Consider the following 15,408-nt stretch of genomic DNA (forward strand, 5'->3'; position numbering starts at 1 on the left):
TAGTCTAACCAAAACGGTTAACCCATAAAAAGAAGTAAAAACGGCTTCTTGTATTAAGTATGCCCAAAAAAGGGAAAAACAGCTTGGGACTTGACAGTTTTGTTCATATCAGCGGAATGAGGATCCGAACCCAGGTTTAAAACGAGGGTTTTTTAGCAAATAACGGAATGAGGATCCGTCAAAACAGTAACTGGATCTTCATTTTGTTAAAAATAGGCTCTTAAACAATAGGGCTAAAATGTATGTTATCTATTTAATGTTATTAGCTTTCTGCTCTCCCACCCAATACGTCGCACTTATTATATAATCAGCAACATGAGAAAACTAAGGCTTACCTGTACAAGTATTACACTCCAGAGTTTAGTGGGTTATAAGAAAGTAAAAGTGGTTTATAAAAATTCCTGAATGATAACTTTTATAATTATTTTTGATGAAACAGATTGCTTTTCAAATGAATAGAATAATAGTATAATAAATGAAAATTATATATCGATTCCATCTTCGGGGCAGGGTGCAATTCCCGACCGACGGTAAGGAACAATTATTAATTGTTCTAAGTCCGTGACCCGTGCGGCATCTGCCAAACGGTGGACCTGGTGTGAGTCCAGGACCGACAGTTACAGTCTGGATGGGAGAAGATGTCGAGCCGAAAATTGGTGCGTTTTGCGCCTCTGTTTTCCTGTGAATATATACCCTGAAGCCCCGATTAGGTTTTAGGGTTTTTTATGTTTTTTAAGTGCATTTTAAAATATAAAACAGGGATAGGCTTACCCTTCATCACAAGACAGATGTGAATCGATTAAAGATGAGGGAGGAGAGTTGATGATGCAAACAACAACTAATATGCAATCATCAAAATTACTAAAACTTATTATTCTAGCATTATTGGGAACAATTTCACTGGTACTTTTTTTCTTGAATTTTCCATTACCGTTTTTACCACCATATCTGAAAATTGATTTCAGTGAGGTACCTGCACTAATAGCTGCTTTAATTTTTACACCAATGGCTGGAGTAGCAGTAGAAGCAATAAAGAACATGCTCTATTTAATCGTTTCGGGTGCTGGTGATCCAATTGGTATCATTGCAAACTTCTTGGCAGGAGTAATGTTTATTGTGCCTGTTGCGGTTCTCTATCACAGGTATAAAGGTGTTAAAAGTATTATTTCCGGTTTAATAACAGGGACAATTATTATGGCAATTGGAATGAGCATACTAAATTACCTTGTTATCCTGCCTGCATATGCATGGTTTATGGGATGGGAGGATATCAGCCAGAGCGCAAAATGGCTAGCGGTATCACTTGGTGTGCTACCATTTAATATTATTAAAGGTATTATAGTAGGTTTGTTATTTGTACCTTTATTTATAAAAATGAAAAGATGGATTGAGCAAAAACAAGCAAATTTAGCTTAGCTTTTTGGGAGTGTCACAGGTGGCACTCTCATTTGTATATATGCAGTAAAATGATTTCCAAAATAAAAGTGACTGCCTGTTCGCAGTCACTTTATTTAAGCGTTTTTCTTAGGAACTACTCCAATTGTGCATCTTGAAATACATATTAGATCATCATTTTCATCAGCGATGTTTATTTCCCAGACCATCGTTGTTTTTCCAATGTGAACTGGAGTTCCTTTCGCTGTTACGAGTCCTTCACGCTTGCTTTTTACATGGTTTGCATTAATTTCAATTCCAAATACATTAAACTCTTCGGGGTTTACATTCATATATGCACCAATACTTGCGGCGGTTTCGGCTAATGCTACGTTTGCACCACCATGCAGAAAACCTGCAGGCTGATATGTTCGATGGTCAACAGGCATTGTCATGATAACCAGATTTTTATCAAGGGATGAAACCTCTATTCCAAGTGATTCCATTAAGGTATTTGATAGATCCATTAAAAAGCTCCTTTTTAGCGGTTGTTCAAAAAGTCCGGTAAAAATGACGCATCGAATTTCGTCGTTAGCTTGCTTTTCCGTTGCTCATGTATTAAAAGCATACATTCCGCTACTCAAAGCTACGCTGCCTCGAACTCCTCGGTCATTTTCATCCTCCTTTTTGAACACGTACTTTTAGATAAAATTACTGATTAATAAAGATATACCGAGAAGAAACCCGTAAATGGTATTCGTCTTTCCGGTTGCAACCATTGCTGGCAGCATTTCAATTGGCTGGGATTTACCCTGGAACTTTTTGACAACATCAATTGCTTTAAAAATTCCCAATAACGCAATCACAGACCATATTGGAAGCATTCCGACAATAATGTAAACTGTTGTCAGGACAAAAGCCACAGCAAATAATAGTGCTAAGCATCGGACAGCATTTTTTCTGCCAAGTAAAATAGCAATCGTTTTCCGGCCGTTTTCTTTGTCTCCATCCAAATCGCGAATGTTATTGGACATCATAATGGCCCCAATAAAAATAGCTATTGGGATTGAAACCCAGATTACTGTGCTTGTAAGTGTTTGTGTTTGGATGAAATAACTGATTCCGATAATTACGGTGCCCATTAAGAATCCGGAAAAGATTTCACCTAATGGAGTATACGCAATTGGTAAAGGCCCACCTGTATATAAATAGCCAAAAAGCATACATACTAATCCAATGACAGCTATCCACCAGCTTGACTCAATACAAATATAAACACCTAGCAAAATGGCGACTCCGAAGAAGGTGAGCGCCAATCGTAATACGGTTTTGGGCGAAATACCATCACGAACGATTGTGCCACCAATACCGACAGATTCTTCATTATCCAGCCCACGAGCGAAGTCATAGTATTCATTAAACATATTTGTAGCGGATTGAATTAACATAGATGCGAGCAGCATTGCTAAAAATAAGAAGATATTTATGCCATGATCAATAAGTGCCAGCATTGTTCCGACAAAAACCGGAACAAAAGAAGCTGTTAGTGTATGTGGGCGTAACAGCCTCCACCAGATCTGGAATCCGCTTTTTTCGTTAAGTTCCTGTTTGATAGTAGATTTATTTGATGATTCCACGGATGTTCTCTCCCCTGTTTGTTCGCAGCAAAAAAGTATAAATACTTCTTACTGGATAAGTACAACTAATATCACATTAACATATATAGTTTAGGCAATTCAGCAAGGGGTGTCAATTGGAAATATTCCATTAAACCGCCATAATAAAAGTCAATCCTTGAGAAACAGGCAAAAAGAGAATAAAATAGATATGGTACTTTGTGATTGTTTAAAGTTACGGAGGTTAAGATTGATGATAGAAATTAAAGAAGAGCTGATTGAATCGCTACTTGAAGAAGCGATTGATCAAGCTAAATCAACTAATAAGACACAAATGATAAGTATGACAAAAGAAATAAATGAGACAGATCCACTTCGTTTTTTTGAATCTGCTAAAAAATTGGGAATGGATCGTACCTTTTGGACAAGCACTTCAGAACAGTTTTTTATAGTTGGCGTCGGAAGTGCATTTCAGATTGATGCGAAAGAATACCGTTTTCAAAATACCGAAAAACAATGGAAGAAACTATTGCGGGATGCAATTATTCATAATCCGTACAAGGTTCCTGGAACAGGTATGGTTACCTTAGGTGGTATGTCTTTTGATCCAAGCATACGAAAGTCGGACTTGTGGAGAAAGTTTGGTCATAGTTCATTTACGATACCAAAGTTTATTTTAACTGTAAATGAAGGGAAGTATTATGTAACAACAAATGTGCAAGTGAATCAGGGTGATCATTCCAGGCAGCTAGCTAATGGAATTAAACACGCTGAAGAAACGTTAATGTCTTATTCAACAACTCTTCCAGACCAAACCAGAATCCACTCAAAGGATGAAATTGCGCCACAGCAATGGATGGATACCGTTGAACGTGCAACTGAAAAAATTAATCAAGATAAGGCTGAGAAAATAGTGCTTGCTCGTGAGGTAAGAATTAAGTTGACGGACGATGCATCGATTACTGCAGTTTTGGATAAATTTATAACTTCACAGCCAAACAGTTTTATCTTTGCATTTGAACGTGATGGAGATTGTTTTGTAGGAGCTTCACCAGAAAGGTTGGTCAAGCTGCAAAATCAACAATTACTTTCAACATGTTTAGCTGGAACTGCACCAAGAGGAACGACAAAAGAAGAAGATAGAAAGATCAGCTATAATCTTTTACACGATGATAAAAACCGCAGTGAACATGATTTTGTTGTCAATATGATTAAAGATGCAATGGATCTTTACTGCACGTCTATTCAAATTCCAAAGGAACCAGTGATCTATCCGCTTAAAAATTTACAGCATTTATATACACCGGTCACTGCTACTTTAAAGAAGGGATACAGCATTTTTGATATTATAAAACAATTGCACCCAACACCGGCCTTAGGAGGCGTTCCGCGCGAAGAATCACTTAAGTTTATTCGTGAACAGGAGCAGTTGGATCGTGGCTGGTATGGTGCACCAATTGGCTGGCTGGATTCTAACAAGAATGGCGAATTTGCTGTTGCAATCAGATCGGGTCTGATTCAAGGTGATGAGGCATCACTATTTGCAGGGTGTGGTGTTGTGAAGGATTCAGATCCACAAGCTGAATATGAAGAAACAAATATTAAGTTTCTGCCAATGCTGTCCGTTTTAGGAGGCTAATGATGGATTATACAGAAGTATTAACACGATATATTGCAAACTTTGTGGATGAGCTCGTTCAGAGTGGTTTAACTGACGTAGTTATCTCGCCAGGTTCCAGGTCGACACCATTAGCAATGACAATGACACAACATCCTGATATAAACCAGTGGGTAATTATTGATGAACGCTCGGCTGCTTTTTTTGCATTAGGATTAGCCAAAAAGAAAAAACGAGCAGTAGCAATTGTCTGTACATCTGGTACTGCTGCTGCAAACTATTATCCTGCCATTGTGGAAGCACATTATGGGCGCGTTCCGTTAGTCGTTTTAACCGCTGATCGACCACATGAATTACGGGATGTAGGAGCACCACAATCGATTGAACAGATCGGATTGTACGGGTATTATGCGAAGTGGTTTCACGAAATGGCATTACCAGAAGCTGATTCTAAAATGCTTGAATATGCAAGAAGTAAAGCATCACGAGCAGTAAATACTGCTGTAGATGGTAATGCAGGTCCGGTCCATCTAAATTTTCCGTTGCGTGAACCACTAATTCCGGATTTTACTGTAGCTGATTTGTGGGGAAAGCAGGATGATCAAGCATATTACCCCGTATTTAATGGAGGACGAAGGTTAAATCTGGATCAGTTGAATAATATGATCCAGAAATTACAGTCACATCAAAAAGGGTTACTTGTTTGTGGTCCACAGCTTGATAGAGAGTTTGCGGAGGCAGTTGTACAGCTTGCTTCATCATGGCAAGTTCCTATTCTGGCTGACCCGCTATCACAGGTGAGATCTGGTCAGCATCATAAAGATCAGGTGATTGAGGGGTACGATGCAATATTAAGAAATGATTCGATTCGTAGACAACTGAAGCCTGACTTTATTATTCGTTTTGGGGCCATGCCCGTGTCTAAAGCCTACCTCTTTTATGTAAAAGAACATTCTGAAATTCCTCAGTATATCGTAGAAAGCGAAGCAAGTTATCGTGAACCAGCGGGCAATCGAACCGAATTTATTTATGCTAAACCGGATTTACTGTGCAATGATTTGGCTGCCGCGAATATAACGTTTGATGGGAAATGGCTGGAAAAGTGGCAATCTATGAATCAGGTTGCCAAAAAACATCTCCTGGAACAAGATGATTCAGATATGCTTACAGAAGGAGACGCTACCAGAGTTCTAATGGAGGCTATTCCCGATGAGAGCAGCTTGTATGTTGGTAACAGTATGTCTATTCGCGATGTGGATACCTTTTTCATGACAACGCCTAAAAGAGTAAATATACTAGCCAATCGTGGTGCAAATGGGATTGATGGAATGGTATCAAGCGGATTAGGTGCAGCCTCTACAGGTGATCCTGTTACGTTGTTACTTGGCGATTTGTCATTTTTTCATGATTCAAATGGGTTATTAGCAGCAAAGCAATATAAGCTTAACATAACGATACTTTTAATTAATAACAATGGTGGTGGTATCTTTTCTTTTCTGCCACAAGTAAATTACAAAGATCATTTTGAGGCGCTGTTTGGCACCCCAATGGACGTTAACTTTCAACATATAGTTGAAATGTATGGTGGAAACTATGTTGGGGTCAACAGCGATTCAGAGTTAAGAGACGCGCTGCAGTCTAGCTATGAGAGTCAAGGGCTGTCGGTGATTGAAGTGAAGACTGACAGATCCGTAAATATGGAATGGCATCGAAGCAAATGGCAGGCAATTGAGAATGAACTGTTGAATTAAAGGATGATTCTGTGTATTTTAAAGTAAATAATGCATCATATTGGTATGAAATAGATGGTGAAGGTAAGGAGACAGTAGTGTTATTGCACGGTTTCACAGGTACAGCTGCTACTTGGAATTTTTTTATAAATGACTGGCAGGATCACTATCAGATTCTTACGATTGACCTTCCGGGGCACGGAAAAACAACTTTAGAAACACCAAGAACAATGGAAGAATGTTGTGCTGACTTAATAGATTTATTCGATGACTTAAAGCTGGAAAAAGTTCATCTTGCAGGCTATTCTATGGGTGGAAGGACGGCACTATCTGTCGCAATGCTCTATCCAGAGCGAATTAGGTCATTAACGCTGGAAAGTGCTTCACCTGGCTTAAATTCTGATGATGACCGGAAGAGCCGTGTTAAACATGATGAAAAACTTGCCAGACGTATTGAACAGAATGGAATTAAGTCATTCGTAGATTTCTGGGAAAATATCTCACTTTTTAAGACGCAGAAAAGTTTGCCAATCGATGTTCAAAATCAAATCCGTAATGAAAGGTTAGCACAATCTGCGGAAGGCCTGGCTTATTCACTTCGCTATATGGGGACAGGCCGACAGTCATCCTGGTGGTATCAATTACAAGATATTACTATTCCTGTACTGTTACTTGCTGGTGAATATGATCAAAAATTTGTTGAAATAAATAAATCAATGTCAGAACGCATTTCATCAAGTAAACTGGTGATTGTTGAAAATGCCGGGCATGCAATTCACGTGGAACAGCCAGGAATTTTTGGTAATATAGTAAATGAGTTTTATAACTCAATACGGTAGTAGTAAACTACATAGTTATTTTTAAAGGAGGAAAAGAATGACTGTACAATGGGAAGAAGTTCGAGAGTATAAAGAAATTACGTATGAAAAGTATGATGGTGTTGCAAAGGTAACGATGAATCGTCCCGAAAAACACAATGCATTTACACCACTAACGGTAAATGAAATGATTGACGCTTTTGTTGACGCACGTGATGACTCATCAATCGGTGTTGTTATTTTGGCTGGTGCTGGCGACAAAGCATTTTGTTCAGGTGGAGACCAATCAGTGAGAGGGCATGGCGGTTATGTTGGTGATGACCAGGTGCCACGCTTGAATGTTCTTGATTTACAAAGGTTAATCCGTACGATTCCAAAACCAGTTGTGGCAATGGTATCTGGTTATGCTATTGGTGGTGGCCATGTATTGCATGTTGTTTGTGATTTGACAATCGCTGCAGATAACGCAGTGTTCGGCCAAACTGGTCCAAAAGTAGGCAGCTTTGACGCTGGATATGGAGCAGGTTATTTAGCACGTATGGTTGGTCATAAGCGTGCACGTGAGATTTGGTATTTATGCCGTCAATATAGTGCCGAAGAAGCATTTCAAATGGGCATGGTAAATACAGTAGTTCCACTGGACGAGCTAGAGGATGAAACGCTTCAATGGTGTGAAGAAATGCTTGAAAAATCACCTACAGCTCTTCGTTTCCTAAAGGCATCATTTAATGCCGATACAGATGGATTAGCTGGTTTACAGCAAATGGGTGGAGACGCAACACTTCTTTACTATACAACAGAGGAAGCAAAAGAAGGACGCGATGCATTTAAAGAGAAAAGAAAGCCAGACTTTAAGCAATTTCCACGCTTTCCGTGATTTTAAATAAATTTTAAAGAGAGACCTTTGCTTATGATAGGCAAAGGTTTTTCATTTACTGAATGAGGAGGTCAGCATTATGCCTGAAAGAATTCCACATTGGCTGACAAAACAAGCAACTATTGCTCCAGATCAAACCGCAATTGAATTGGAAAAGGGAACTAACTTAACTTTTTTGGAATTAAAGGAAAAAAGCCAGCATTTTGCTCAAAAACTAGCACAATTAGATATTAAACAAGAATCACATATTGCCATTTTATCTAACAATAATGTTGATATGGTAATTGCTATACATGCATTAAGTTATCTTGGGGCTGTTGCTGTCATGCTTAATACTCGTTTAACTGAAGAGGAATTAGCATATCAAGTCAGCGATGCAGAAGTTTCACATGTACTGGCCCAAAGTCATGATACAAATTTCAGCGTACCTGTATATACATTTTCCGAAGTTAAAACTCTTCAGGAAAAGACAGTCGCGTTGCGAACGGAAATTAACTTAGATGACAGATTCACCATTATTTATACATCAGGTACCACGGGATTCCCAAAAGGTGTAGTACATACTTATGGTAATCACTGGTGGAGCGCAATAGGATCAATGTTGAATCTGGGCCTGAATAATAATGACAAGTGGCTTAATGCATTACCTATTTTCCATGTTGGTGGTCTGTCTATTTTTGTTAAAAGCGTTATTTATGGAATGCCTGTTTACTTAGTTGAAAAGTACGACAAGCGTAGTGTTCATGACGCGATTAAGTCAAAAGGTGTGACAATTGTTTCTGTTGTTACACTTATGCTAAGGGAACTTGTTGAGCAGCTTGGTGACAATCTCTTTCCAGATGCCTTCCGTTGTGTGTTACTTGGAGGCGGACCAGCGCCAAAGTCACTTTTGGAACAGGCAAAACTTCGTAATATTCCTGTGTTTCAGTCATACGGAATGACAGAAACGTCATCACAGATTGTGACATTAAGTCCAAAGGATGCTTTGAACAAGATAGGTTCTTCTGGCAAGCCATTATTCCCAGCTCAGTTGAAAATTGATGCAGCGGATAAATCAATAGGTGAGATACATGTAAAAGGCCCAATGGTTACCAACGGCTATTTTAGAAATGAAGCAGCAACAGAAAAGGCTCTAACCGATGGGTGGCTAGCTACGGGTGATCTTGGTTATCTTGACGATGATGGTTTTTTATATGTTGTGGACCGACGAAAGGATCTTATAATATCTGGTGGTGAGAATATCTATCCTACAGAAATCGAGAGCGTTTTGTCTGAGATAGATACAGTCCGGGAAGCAGCTGTTGTTGGAATGAGTGACGATAAATGGGGACAGGTTCCCATTGCTTTTGTAGTTTCAGTAGATAATTCTGTTTCAGCTGAAGTTATACTGGAATACGCCAGTCAGAAACTTGCTAAATACAAGCTGCCTAAAGAGATTCATTTTATTGATCAACTTCCGAGAAATGCGTCAAATAAAATTGTGAAGAGTAAATTGTTATAGGATATTGCAGGAATGACTTTCCGTACGTAATTACTTTTAAGCGTCGCAGTTAATATAAATTGCGATTTACTGTGGAAAAATAATATTAGTGCTATGATACCGCTACGGAAATACACTTCGCGCACCTTAGGACTTGCGCTGAGCCATCGATGCATAGGACGTGCGCTAGTGCAGACTTTGCCAAGCCTACTTAGTCTGGCTCGCTCGAAAATACGCTCGCTGTGGGTTCCCAACCTCGCCGCTTTCCCGCAGGAGCATTCGTTTATTTCCTGGGGTAGCATGGTCCTTTGTTGGAGTGTCACTATTAAAGACTGGGATTGCCGAGTTTTATAAAATTTCCACAAAATTGTCGTTATATTGTTGCCACTTCTTCGGCTTGAGAATCGAATCTAGTTACACAAAGTATTATTTTTTAAAAAATAATACAAACAACATCAAATGTCGTATGACTATAAGATGAAAATGACTGCTATGGATCTCTTAACCAATATAATGCTGCCAATTAATTTTTCAGTACAGAAATTTTCCATTAACTATTTGCGAGAAGAATACAAACAACTAGTAATGGCCACTCACAAAAATTTCAGCGGACATGAGGGATCTTATTTATGGAAAATAAGCGCTCTTGTGTCCACTAATCAGATGAAAATAAATGGTCTTTCGTTTATCAACAGCTATTAGAAGTAATTCTTTCTTACAAAGGGCGTCCTCTTACTTACAAAATCGAATGCGGGAACGATAAAGTGGCATCCTGATAACATTTTTTTTGAAAATATAAATTTTCATTGAAAATGATTCTCAAAGTCATTGACTTATATCCAAAAACCAAATAAACTGTGTATATAATGCAAGGTGAAAAATTGTGCATGTACATACTAAAATAGTTGTATATGTAGAGTAAGAATGCAGACATGGGGAGAGATTCCAATGCAAACATTAACAGCGAAGGATTTAACACTTGGCTATGGCGAAGATATAATAATAGATGATTTAAATATAACTATCCCAAAAGGCGAAATTACTGTATTAATTGGTGGAAATGGTTGCGGAAAGTCTACTTTGCTACGTTCTTTGGCTCGTTTACTTAAACCGAAAAGCGGAGACGTTGTGTTAGATGGTGAACATATAGCGAAAATGGGAACGAAGGATGTTGCTAAAAAACTTTCCATTTTACCGCAGGGACCTGTAACACCAGAAGGCTTATCAGTAATGGAACTTGTTAAACAAGGAAGACATCCATATCGCGGATTCTTAAAACAGTGGTCTAATGACGATGAAAATGCTGTTAATAAGGCACTTGAAGCAACTAATATGATGGAATTTAGGGATCGTTCAGTTGATTCGTTATCTGGAGGTCAACGTCAGCGTGCTTGGATTGCAATGACTTTGGCACAGGAAACCGATACGATCTTATTAGATGAGCCAACAACATACTTGGATATGACACATCAAATTGATGTACTTGATTTATTATTTGAGCTTAACGAGAAGGATGGGCGTACTATTGTAATGGTACTGCATGATTTGAACCTTGCTTGCCGTTATGCACATCATATTGTGGCTATTAGAGATAAACAGGTTTTTGCTCAAGGCAAACCAGAAGAAATTGTTACATGTAAACTAGTTCATGAAGTTTTTCAAATGAAGTGTGATGTGACATTTGACCCTATGTTTGGTACACCAATGTGTATCCCGCATGGAAGAGGTCGATGTATTTATGCTAATGGAGCAGGAGCGTCACAATCAGCAATTAATTGAATACAATCGTAAATTGTCCCATCAGTCTTAGCAGATTGATGGGTTTTTATTTTATTTATACATTTATCTCCTGCTTTTGAGGCAAATTATTAGCAGGAGGTGCTGTATGGAAAAAAAGAAATTTTATATTAATTTAGGAAGTCAGGAAATATCTCAATTAAAATATGATAATAATGAAGAGTTTGTCATTCATGCAACAGAAGATGAGGTGCGAATTTTACGCGATAAAATGGATGATATGTATAATGCTGATTATCGTTCATTCTTTCGATCCCATGTCCCAATTGTGCCATATCATAATGATAGTTCAAACGATGATTATGACATAGGCATAACAGAAGCTTTTCAGATGATCTATGACTTAGGTGATGAGACAACAAAAAAACATATAGACAGCATGGGTGTTCTTTCAGACGGACACACGTGATTTGGTGAACGAGGCTGGAACAAAAGTGTTTTAGTCAAATTAAAATCCGAACTATGATTCAAAATTCTTGAAATAGAATTCGAATTAGTTCGGATTTATTTTGTTGCTGATTAGATATAAAGCGCGAACTGACTATGGGAGTCCTATTGGAAGTATTTAGTGAGGCTTCCTAACCACGCAGCTCTGGAATATACTCGCTTTCCGTGGGCTCACCACGAGCCTCCTCGCTCGAAAAGAACGCTCCCTGTGGGGTCTCTTAGGATCGCTGTCCTACAGGAGTCTCGCATATTCCAGCTGCTAGTTTAGTAATATTACTCTTTATCCATCACAATGTATATTTAGTTATTTTATCAAGTTATAATGAGCAAATCCTAGCGCATGAAATAGTAGACTCCTGGGGGGGAGGATAGGCCTAGATGAGACATCTGAGTGCGTCAGCACGAAGAGGGCTCAACAGCCGTCCCCGGAAAGCGAAGTGTATTTCCGAAGCGGTTTTACTGCACCCAACCAGTTCGCAGTTTATATCAACTATGCATCAGGTCCGGCCATTGAATGAACGTACTTAACACCTATCTGCTGTTATTCGTATTTACAGTGAAAGGTTTTAGCTCTTTTATAACAAAAAGTTTATATGTCCTGGATAAAAGGAATAGTATATCAGAAGGGCTTCTATATAAATGCGAAGGGAGCGATAAATATGTATAAAAACTTACATCGCAGGTATTTAAAAAGGATTATCAGTTGTATTATTATTTTGCCATTATTTTTTATGATTCAAACAACTGAAGTTAAAACTGCATCGGCAGCAGTTGAATCTAGTAATAACCATGAAAATTCCAAGGTAAGTGACATAAAAAAGGAAAGTCCTGAAAAAGAGCTTACTCATGACCAGATTGTTTCCCTTACAAACCAGTTTATGCAAACACTTGTACAGGATATTGACAGTAATAACAAAGTAGTCAATTATAACACGAAGAACGAGTTGCTGGAGGAGTTTGAAAAAGTAACGACTAAAGATGTGGCGACTAAATATGTTGATTATTATTATCAAAATAAGACAAGTGGATTATATATAAAACCAACTGAGACACCTCCATGGTTTAATGAAAAAAATGACTATGATATGATACAAAGGGAAGATAACGTAGTTAAAGTTATACAGGAGAATAAATCTGATTTATATGGGTCATATACGGTGGAAATTGAATTCACTTATAATGATAAATGGAAGATAACAGATATCAACTATTAATGTTACTAATCGAATATGAAAGCAGTTGAAATAATGTATACATTCAAAGATTATTACCATAATGAAGTAAAGCTATCATTTGATGACCATCCTTTTTCAAAAAAACCCAAACATGTATGGGTAATTTGTAAATTCAGAAATGATTGGCTACTAACCAGACATAAGGATCGTGGATTAGAATTTCCAGGAGGGAAAGTAGAAAAGGGTGAAACCGCACAGGAAGCAGCTGTTCGGGAGGTCATGGAAGAAACCGGTGGAACTATTGATTCGATAAGGTACATTGGCCAATATTATGTTGCAGGTAAAGGCGGTAACATTATTAAAAATGTCTACTTTGCTGAAATCAAAGAACTAATTCCTCAAGAGACTTATTATGAAACAGAAGGACCTGTTATGTTAAAAGAGGTTCCAGAGAATGTCAGGCAGAATAAAATGTATAGTTTTATTATGAAGGATGGCGTATTATCTTATTGTATGGAGTTTATAAAAAGAGAGAAAAACTAAAAATCGCCCATTACAGGCGATTTTTAGTTTGTATTTTTAATAAGCCATCTTTCTATACACTCTGCAATTTTGTACATGATAACAGCACAAAGGGCAATTACTACCAGAATGGATATAACGAGTGGGAAGTCAAACTCTTGAAAACCACTAATGATTAAATAGCCTAATCCTTCTTTTGAAATCAGGAATTCTCCAACGATAACTCCTACCCATGATAAGCCTACATTAACTTTAACAATTGATAACATTGCAGGTAAGGCTGCCGGGAATATGGCTTCTCTGAAGATTTGTTTTCTATTAGCACCAAAGCTTTTTAACACTCTTTCATAATTTGGGTCAACCTCACGGTATGCAGTATATATAACCAGGGTGGTAATTGCTGCAGAAATGATTGCTCCGATAGCTATTACAGATACATAGCTAGGGCCTATTGCAACGATAATGATGGGGGCAAAAGCAACCTTAGGTATTGCATATAAAACAGCTAAGAATGGCTTCATTATTTTGGAAAGCCGCAATGATGACCATAAAACAACAGCAAATATAATCCCCACGATGGTTCCTATTAATAAGCCCAAAACTGTTTCAATCAATGTAATTTGTAAGTGGGAAATTATTGTTCCATCTGAAAACTTTTTTAATAATATGCTAAATATTTCAGAAGGAAAACTAAATATCATTGGGTTTATCCATTCCATTCTGCTAGCTATTTCCCAAAGAGCGATAAAGGAGACTAGTATAATTAATTGCCACAAAATGATGATTTTTCTTTCATGGTTTACTTGGTTTTTATAATCCTTAAATAGTTGCTTATCTGAATCAAACATCATTTTGGTAGCCTACTATCGTTGTTTCCAGCATGTTTGGTTCTAACTCTTCCCAGATTTTTTCGAATAGTAGCAGGTATTTCGGATGTCTTCGTACCGAAAAGGGTGCTTCATTTCGTAATTCCAAAGGGACTTCAAAGGTTTTTCCGGTTGATCTGGTATTAGCGTCCAACAGGATTATACGGTCACTCATAGCAATAGCTTCACTAATGTTATGGGTTACCAGTATTGTTGTTTTGTTGTAATTTTTAAGTAATCGTAACATTAATTCTTCTAGCATTAGCTTAGTTTGGTAGTCGAGTGCAGTAAATGGTTCATCTATTAATAGAATTTTTGGATCAGTTATTAGTGATCGAATAAAGGCAACATGCTGACGCATTCCGGCTGACAAGGAACTTGGGTATACATGCATTACATTTGTTAATCCGGCTTCTTTCAATAGATTTATTGCTTTTTCTTTTATTGCTGTTGTTTGATTTTTACCGACCTTGGGTCCAATAAGAACGTTATCTATAATTGTTTTCCAAGGAAATAAATAATCCTGTTGCAGCATATAGCCAATTGCCGGTTCTGATTTATTGATTGGCTGCTGTTGAAGTAACACATCTCCGGTGGTTTGTTTAATAATTCCCGCTATTATAGAAAGGATCGTTGACTTTCCACAGTTACTGGGTCCTAAAAGGGTAATAATTTCGCCTTCTTTTACGGAAAAAGATATATTGTCGAGGGTTTTTGTATAATTATTTTTTGAAAAATAATGGTGTGAAACGCGATCTAAGGTAAGAAATGTCATGGGCTTCCCTCCTTAGTTTGAATGGTGAACATATAGATTTAACTATTCAATAGCTGATTTTCCAATAAGTTTGCAAATATATGAAACATACATAAGTTTTATTAATACAAATATTAGGTTGTATATTGTCATCATAGCCTATGTCATTTAATAAAATTGTGTGAATGCCTATGTAATTATGAGGTTATATAAATTTGTATATCGTTAAAGGGGTTCTTACGTTAGCGTACTTTACTATCTTAACTGCCAAAAAATACCGCCCTCGAAAAATCGAGAACGGCTGTCAGCATGTGCTGCCAAAAATTTTCCTTCA

General features: G+C 37.7%; 15 protein-coding genes and 1 riboswitch. Of the genes, 11 read left to right on the forward strand and 4 right to left on the reverse strand.

Features of this window, described 5'->3' with window-relative positions:
- The first annotated feature begins 493 nt into the window (after positions 1-493).
- A riboswitch (FMN riboswitch) is annotated at positions 494-644 on the forward strand.
- A gap of 178 nt (positions 645-822) precedes the next feature.
- Positions 823-1,416: an ECF transporter S component gene (locus tag ACTWQM_RS19625; RefSeq protein WP_443259823.1), complete on the forward strand. Its 594-nt coding sequence runs from the start codon at positions 823-825 to the stop codon at positions 1,414-1,416.
- A gap of 95 nt (positions 1,417-1,511) precedes the next feature.
- Here ACTWQM_RS19625 and ACTWQM_RS19630 read toward each other — a convergent pair whose 3' ends face one another.
- Positions 1,512-1,901, reverse strand: a complete 390-nt coding sequence (locus ACTWQM_RS19630) for a hotdog fold thioesterase (protein WP_443259824.1) — start codon at positions 1,899-1,901, stop codon at positions 1,512-1,514.
- A gap of 174 nt (positions 1,902-2,075) precedes the next feature.
- Positions 2,076-3,011 (reverse strand): 1,4-dihydroxy-2-naphthoate polyprenyltransferase, encoded by a 936-nt coding sequence (locus ACTWQM_RS19635; protein ID WP_443259825.1) that lies wholly within the window; start codon positions 3,009-3,011, stop codon positions 2,076-2,078.
- Positions 3,012-3,243: 232 nt separating this feature from the next.
- On the opposite strand from ACTWQM_RS19635, the gene ACTWQM_RS19640 reads away from it, so the two are divergent.
- From ACTWQM_RS19640 to ytkD, 10 genes are all read left to right on the forward strand, one after another.
- Positions 3,244-4,629, forward strand: coding sequence for an isochorismate synthase (locus tag ACTWQM_RS19640; RefSeq protein WP_443259826.1), 1,386 nt, complete (start codon positions 3,244-3,246; stop codon positions 4,627-4,629).
- A 2-nt stretch (positions 4,630-4,631) separates the two neighbouring features.
- Positions 4,632-6,359 (forward strand): 2-succinyl-5-enolpyruvyl-6-hydroxy-3-cyclohexene-1-carboxylic-acid synthase, encoded by a 1,728-nt coding sequence (gene menD / locus ACTWQM_RS19645; RefSeq protein ID WP_443259827.1) that lies wholly within the window; start codon positions 4,632-4,634, stop codon positions 6,357-6,359.
- A gap of 11 nt (positions 6,360-6,370) precedes the next feature.
- On the forward strand, positions 6,371-7,177 hold the full coding sequence (gene menH, locus ACTWQM_RS19650; RefSeq protein WP_443259828.1) for a 2-succinyl-6-hydroxy-2,4-cyclohexadiene-1-carboxylate synthase: 807 nt from the start codon (positions 6,371-6,373) through the stop codon (positions 7,175-7,177).
- A 37-nt stretch (positions 7,178-7,214) separates the two neighbouring features.
- Complete coding sequence (menB, locus tag ACTWQM_RS19655; RefSeq protein WP_443259829.1) at positions 7,215-8,033, forward strand: 1,4-dihydroxy-2-naphthoyl-CoA synthase; 819 nt, start codon at positions 7,215-7,217, stop codon at positions 8,031-8,033.
- A 79-nt stretch (positions 8,034-8,112) separates the two neighbouring features.
- Entirely contained in the window at positions 8,113-9,534 is a 1,422-nt protein-coding gene (locus tag ACTWQM_RS19660; RefSeq protein ID WP_443259830.1) for an o-succinylbenzoate--CoA ligase, read from the forward strand.
- Positions 9,535-9,972: 438 nt separating this feature from the next.
- Complete coding sequence (locus ACTWQM_RS19665) at positions 9,973-10,215, forward strand: hypothetical protein (RefSeq protein ID WP_443259831.1); 243 nt, start codon at positions 9,973-9,975, stop codon at positions 10,213-10,215.
- Positions 10,216-10,461: 246 nt separating this feature from the next.
- Positions 10,462-11,292 (forward strand): ABC transporter ATP-binding protein, encoded by an 831-nt coding sequence (locus tag ACTWQM_RS19670; RefSeq protein WP_443259832.1) that lies wholly within the window; start codon positions 10,462-10,464, stop codon positions 11,290-11,292.
- Between the two features lie 106 nt (positions 11,293-11,398).
- Positions 11,399-11,719 carry a hydrolase gene (locus ACTWQM_RS19675; protein WP_443259833.1) on the forward strand — a complete coding sequence of 107 codons (321 nt, stop codon included), beginning with the start codon at positions 11,399-11,401 and terminating at the stop codon, positions 11,717-11,719.
- Between the two features lie 697 nt (positions 11,720-12,416).
- On the forward strand, positions 12,417-12,971 hold the full coding sequence (locus ACTWQM_RS19680; RefSeq protein ID WP_443259834.1) for a hypothetical protein: 555 nt from the start codon (positions 12,417-12,419) through the stop codon (positions 12,969-12,971).
- Positions 12,972-12,986: 15 nt separating this feature from the next.
- Positions 12,987-13,475 (forward strand): RNA deprotection pyrophosphohydrolase, encoded by a 489-nt coding sequence (gene ytkD / locus ACTWQM_RS19685; RefSeq protein ID WP_375053199.1) that lies wholly within the window; start codon positions 12,987-12,989, stop codon positions 13,473-13,475.
- A gap of 23 nt (positions 13,476-13,498) precedes the next feature.
- Here ytkD and ACTWQM_RS19690 read toward each other — a convergent pair whose 3' ends face one another.
- Both ACTWQM_RS19690 and ACTWQM_RS19695 read right to left on the reverse strand, forming a co-directional pair.
- On the reverse strand, positions 13,499-14,302 hold the full coding sequence (locus ACTWQM_RS19690) for an ABC transporter permease (protein ID WP_443259835.1): 804 nt from the start codon (positions 14,300-14,302) through the stop codon (positions 13,499-13,501).
- Entirely contained in the window at positions 14,295-15,095 is an 801-nt protein-coding gene (locus ACTWQM_RS19695; RefSeq protein ID WP_443259836.1) for an ABC transporter ATP-binding protein, read from the reverse strand. The genes ACTWQM_RS19690 and ACTWQM_RS19695 overlap by 8 nt, the downstream gene beginning before the upstream one ends.
- Positions 15,096-15,408: the final 313 nt, after the last annotated feature.

The organism is Virgibacillus sp. L01, assembly GCF_052246775.1.
GTDB lineage: Bacteria > Bacillota > Bacilli > Bacillales > Amphibacillaceae > Lentibacillus.

Coding starts and splice junctions, on each gene's coding strand:
- ACTWQM_RS19625 (WP_443259823.1), top strand. CDS start 823: ATGATGCAAACAACAACTAATATGCAATCATCAAAATTACTAAAACTT.
- ACTWQM_RS19630 (WP_443259824.1), bottom strand. CDS start 1,901: ATGGATCTATCAAATACCTTAATGGAATCACTTGGAATAGAGGTTTCA.
- ACTWQM_RS19640 (WP_443259826.1), top strand. CDS start 3,244: ATGATAGAAATTAAAGAAGAGCTGATTGAATCGCTACTTGAAGAAGCG.
- menD (WP_443259827.1), top strand. CDS start 4,632: ATGGATTATACAGAAGTATTAACACGATATATTGCAAACTTTGTGGAT.
- menB (WP_443259829.1), top strand. CDS start 7,215: ATGACTGTACAATGGGAAGAAGTTCGAGAGTATAAAGAAATTACGTAT.
- ACTWQM_RS19660 (WP_443259830.1), top strand. CDS start 8,113: ATGCCTGAAAGAATTCCACATTGGCTGACAAAACAAGCAACTATTGCT.
- ACTWQM_RS19665 (WP_443259831.1), top strand. CDS start 9,973: ATGTCGTATGACTATAAGATGAAAATGACTGCTATGGATCTCTTAACC.
- ACTWQM_RS19670 (WP_443259832.1), top strand. CDS start 10,462: ATGCAAACATTAACAGCGAAGGATTTAACACTTGGCTATGGCGAAGAT.
- ACTWQM_RS19675 (WP_443259833.1), top strand. CDS start 11,399: ATGGAAAAAAAGAAATTTTATATTAATTTAGGAAGTCAGGAAATATCT.
- ACTWQM_RS19680 (WP_443259834.1), top strand. CDS start 12,417: ATGTATAAAAACTTACATCGCAGGTATTTAAAAAGGATTATCAGTTGT.
- ytkD (WP_375053199.1), top strand. CDS start 12,987: ATGAAAGCAGTTGAAATAATGTATACATTCAAAGATTATTACCATAAT.
- ACTWQM_RS19690 (WP_443259835.1), bottom strand. CDS start 14,302: ATGTTTGATTCAGATAAGCAACTATTTAAGGATTATAAAAACCAAGTA.
- ACTWQM_RS19695 (WP_443259836.1), bottom strand. CDS start 15,095: ATGACATTTCTTACCTTAGATCGCGTTTCACACCATTATTTTTCAAAA.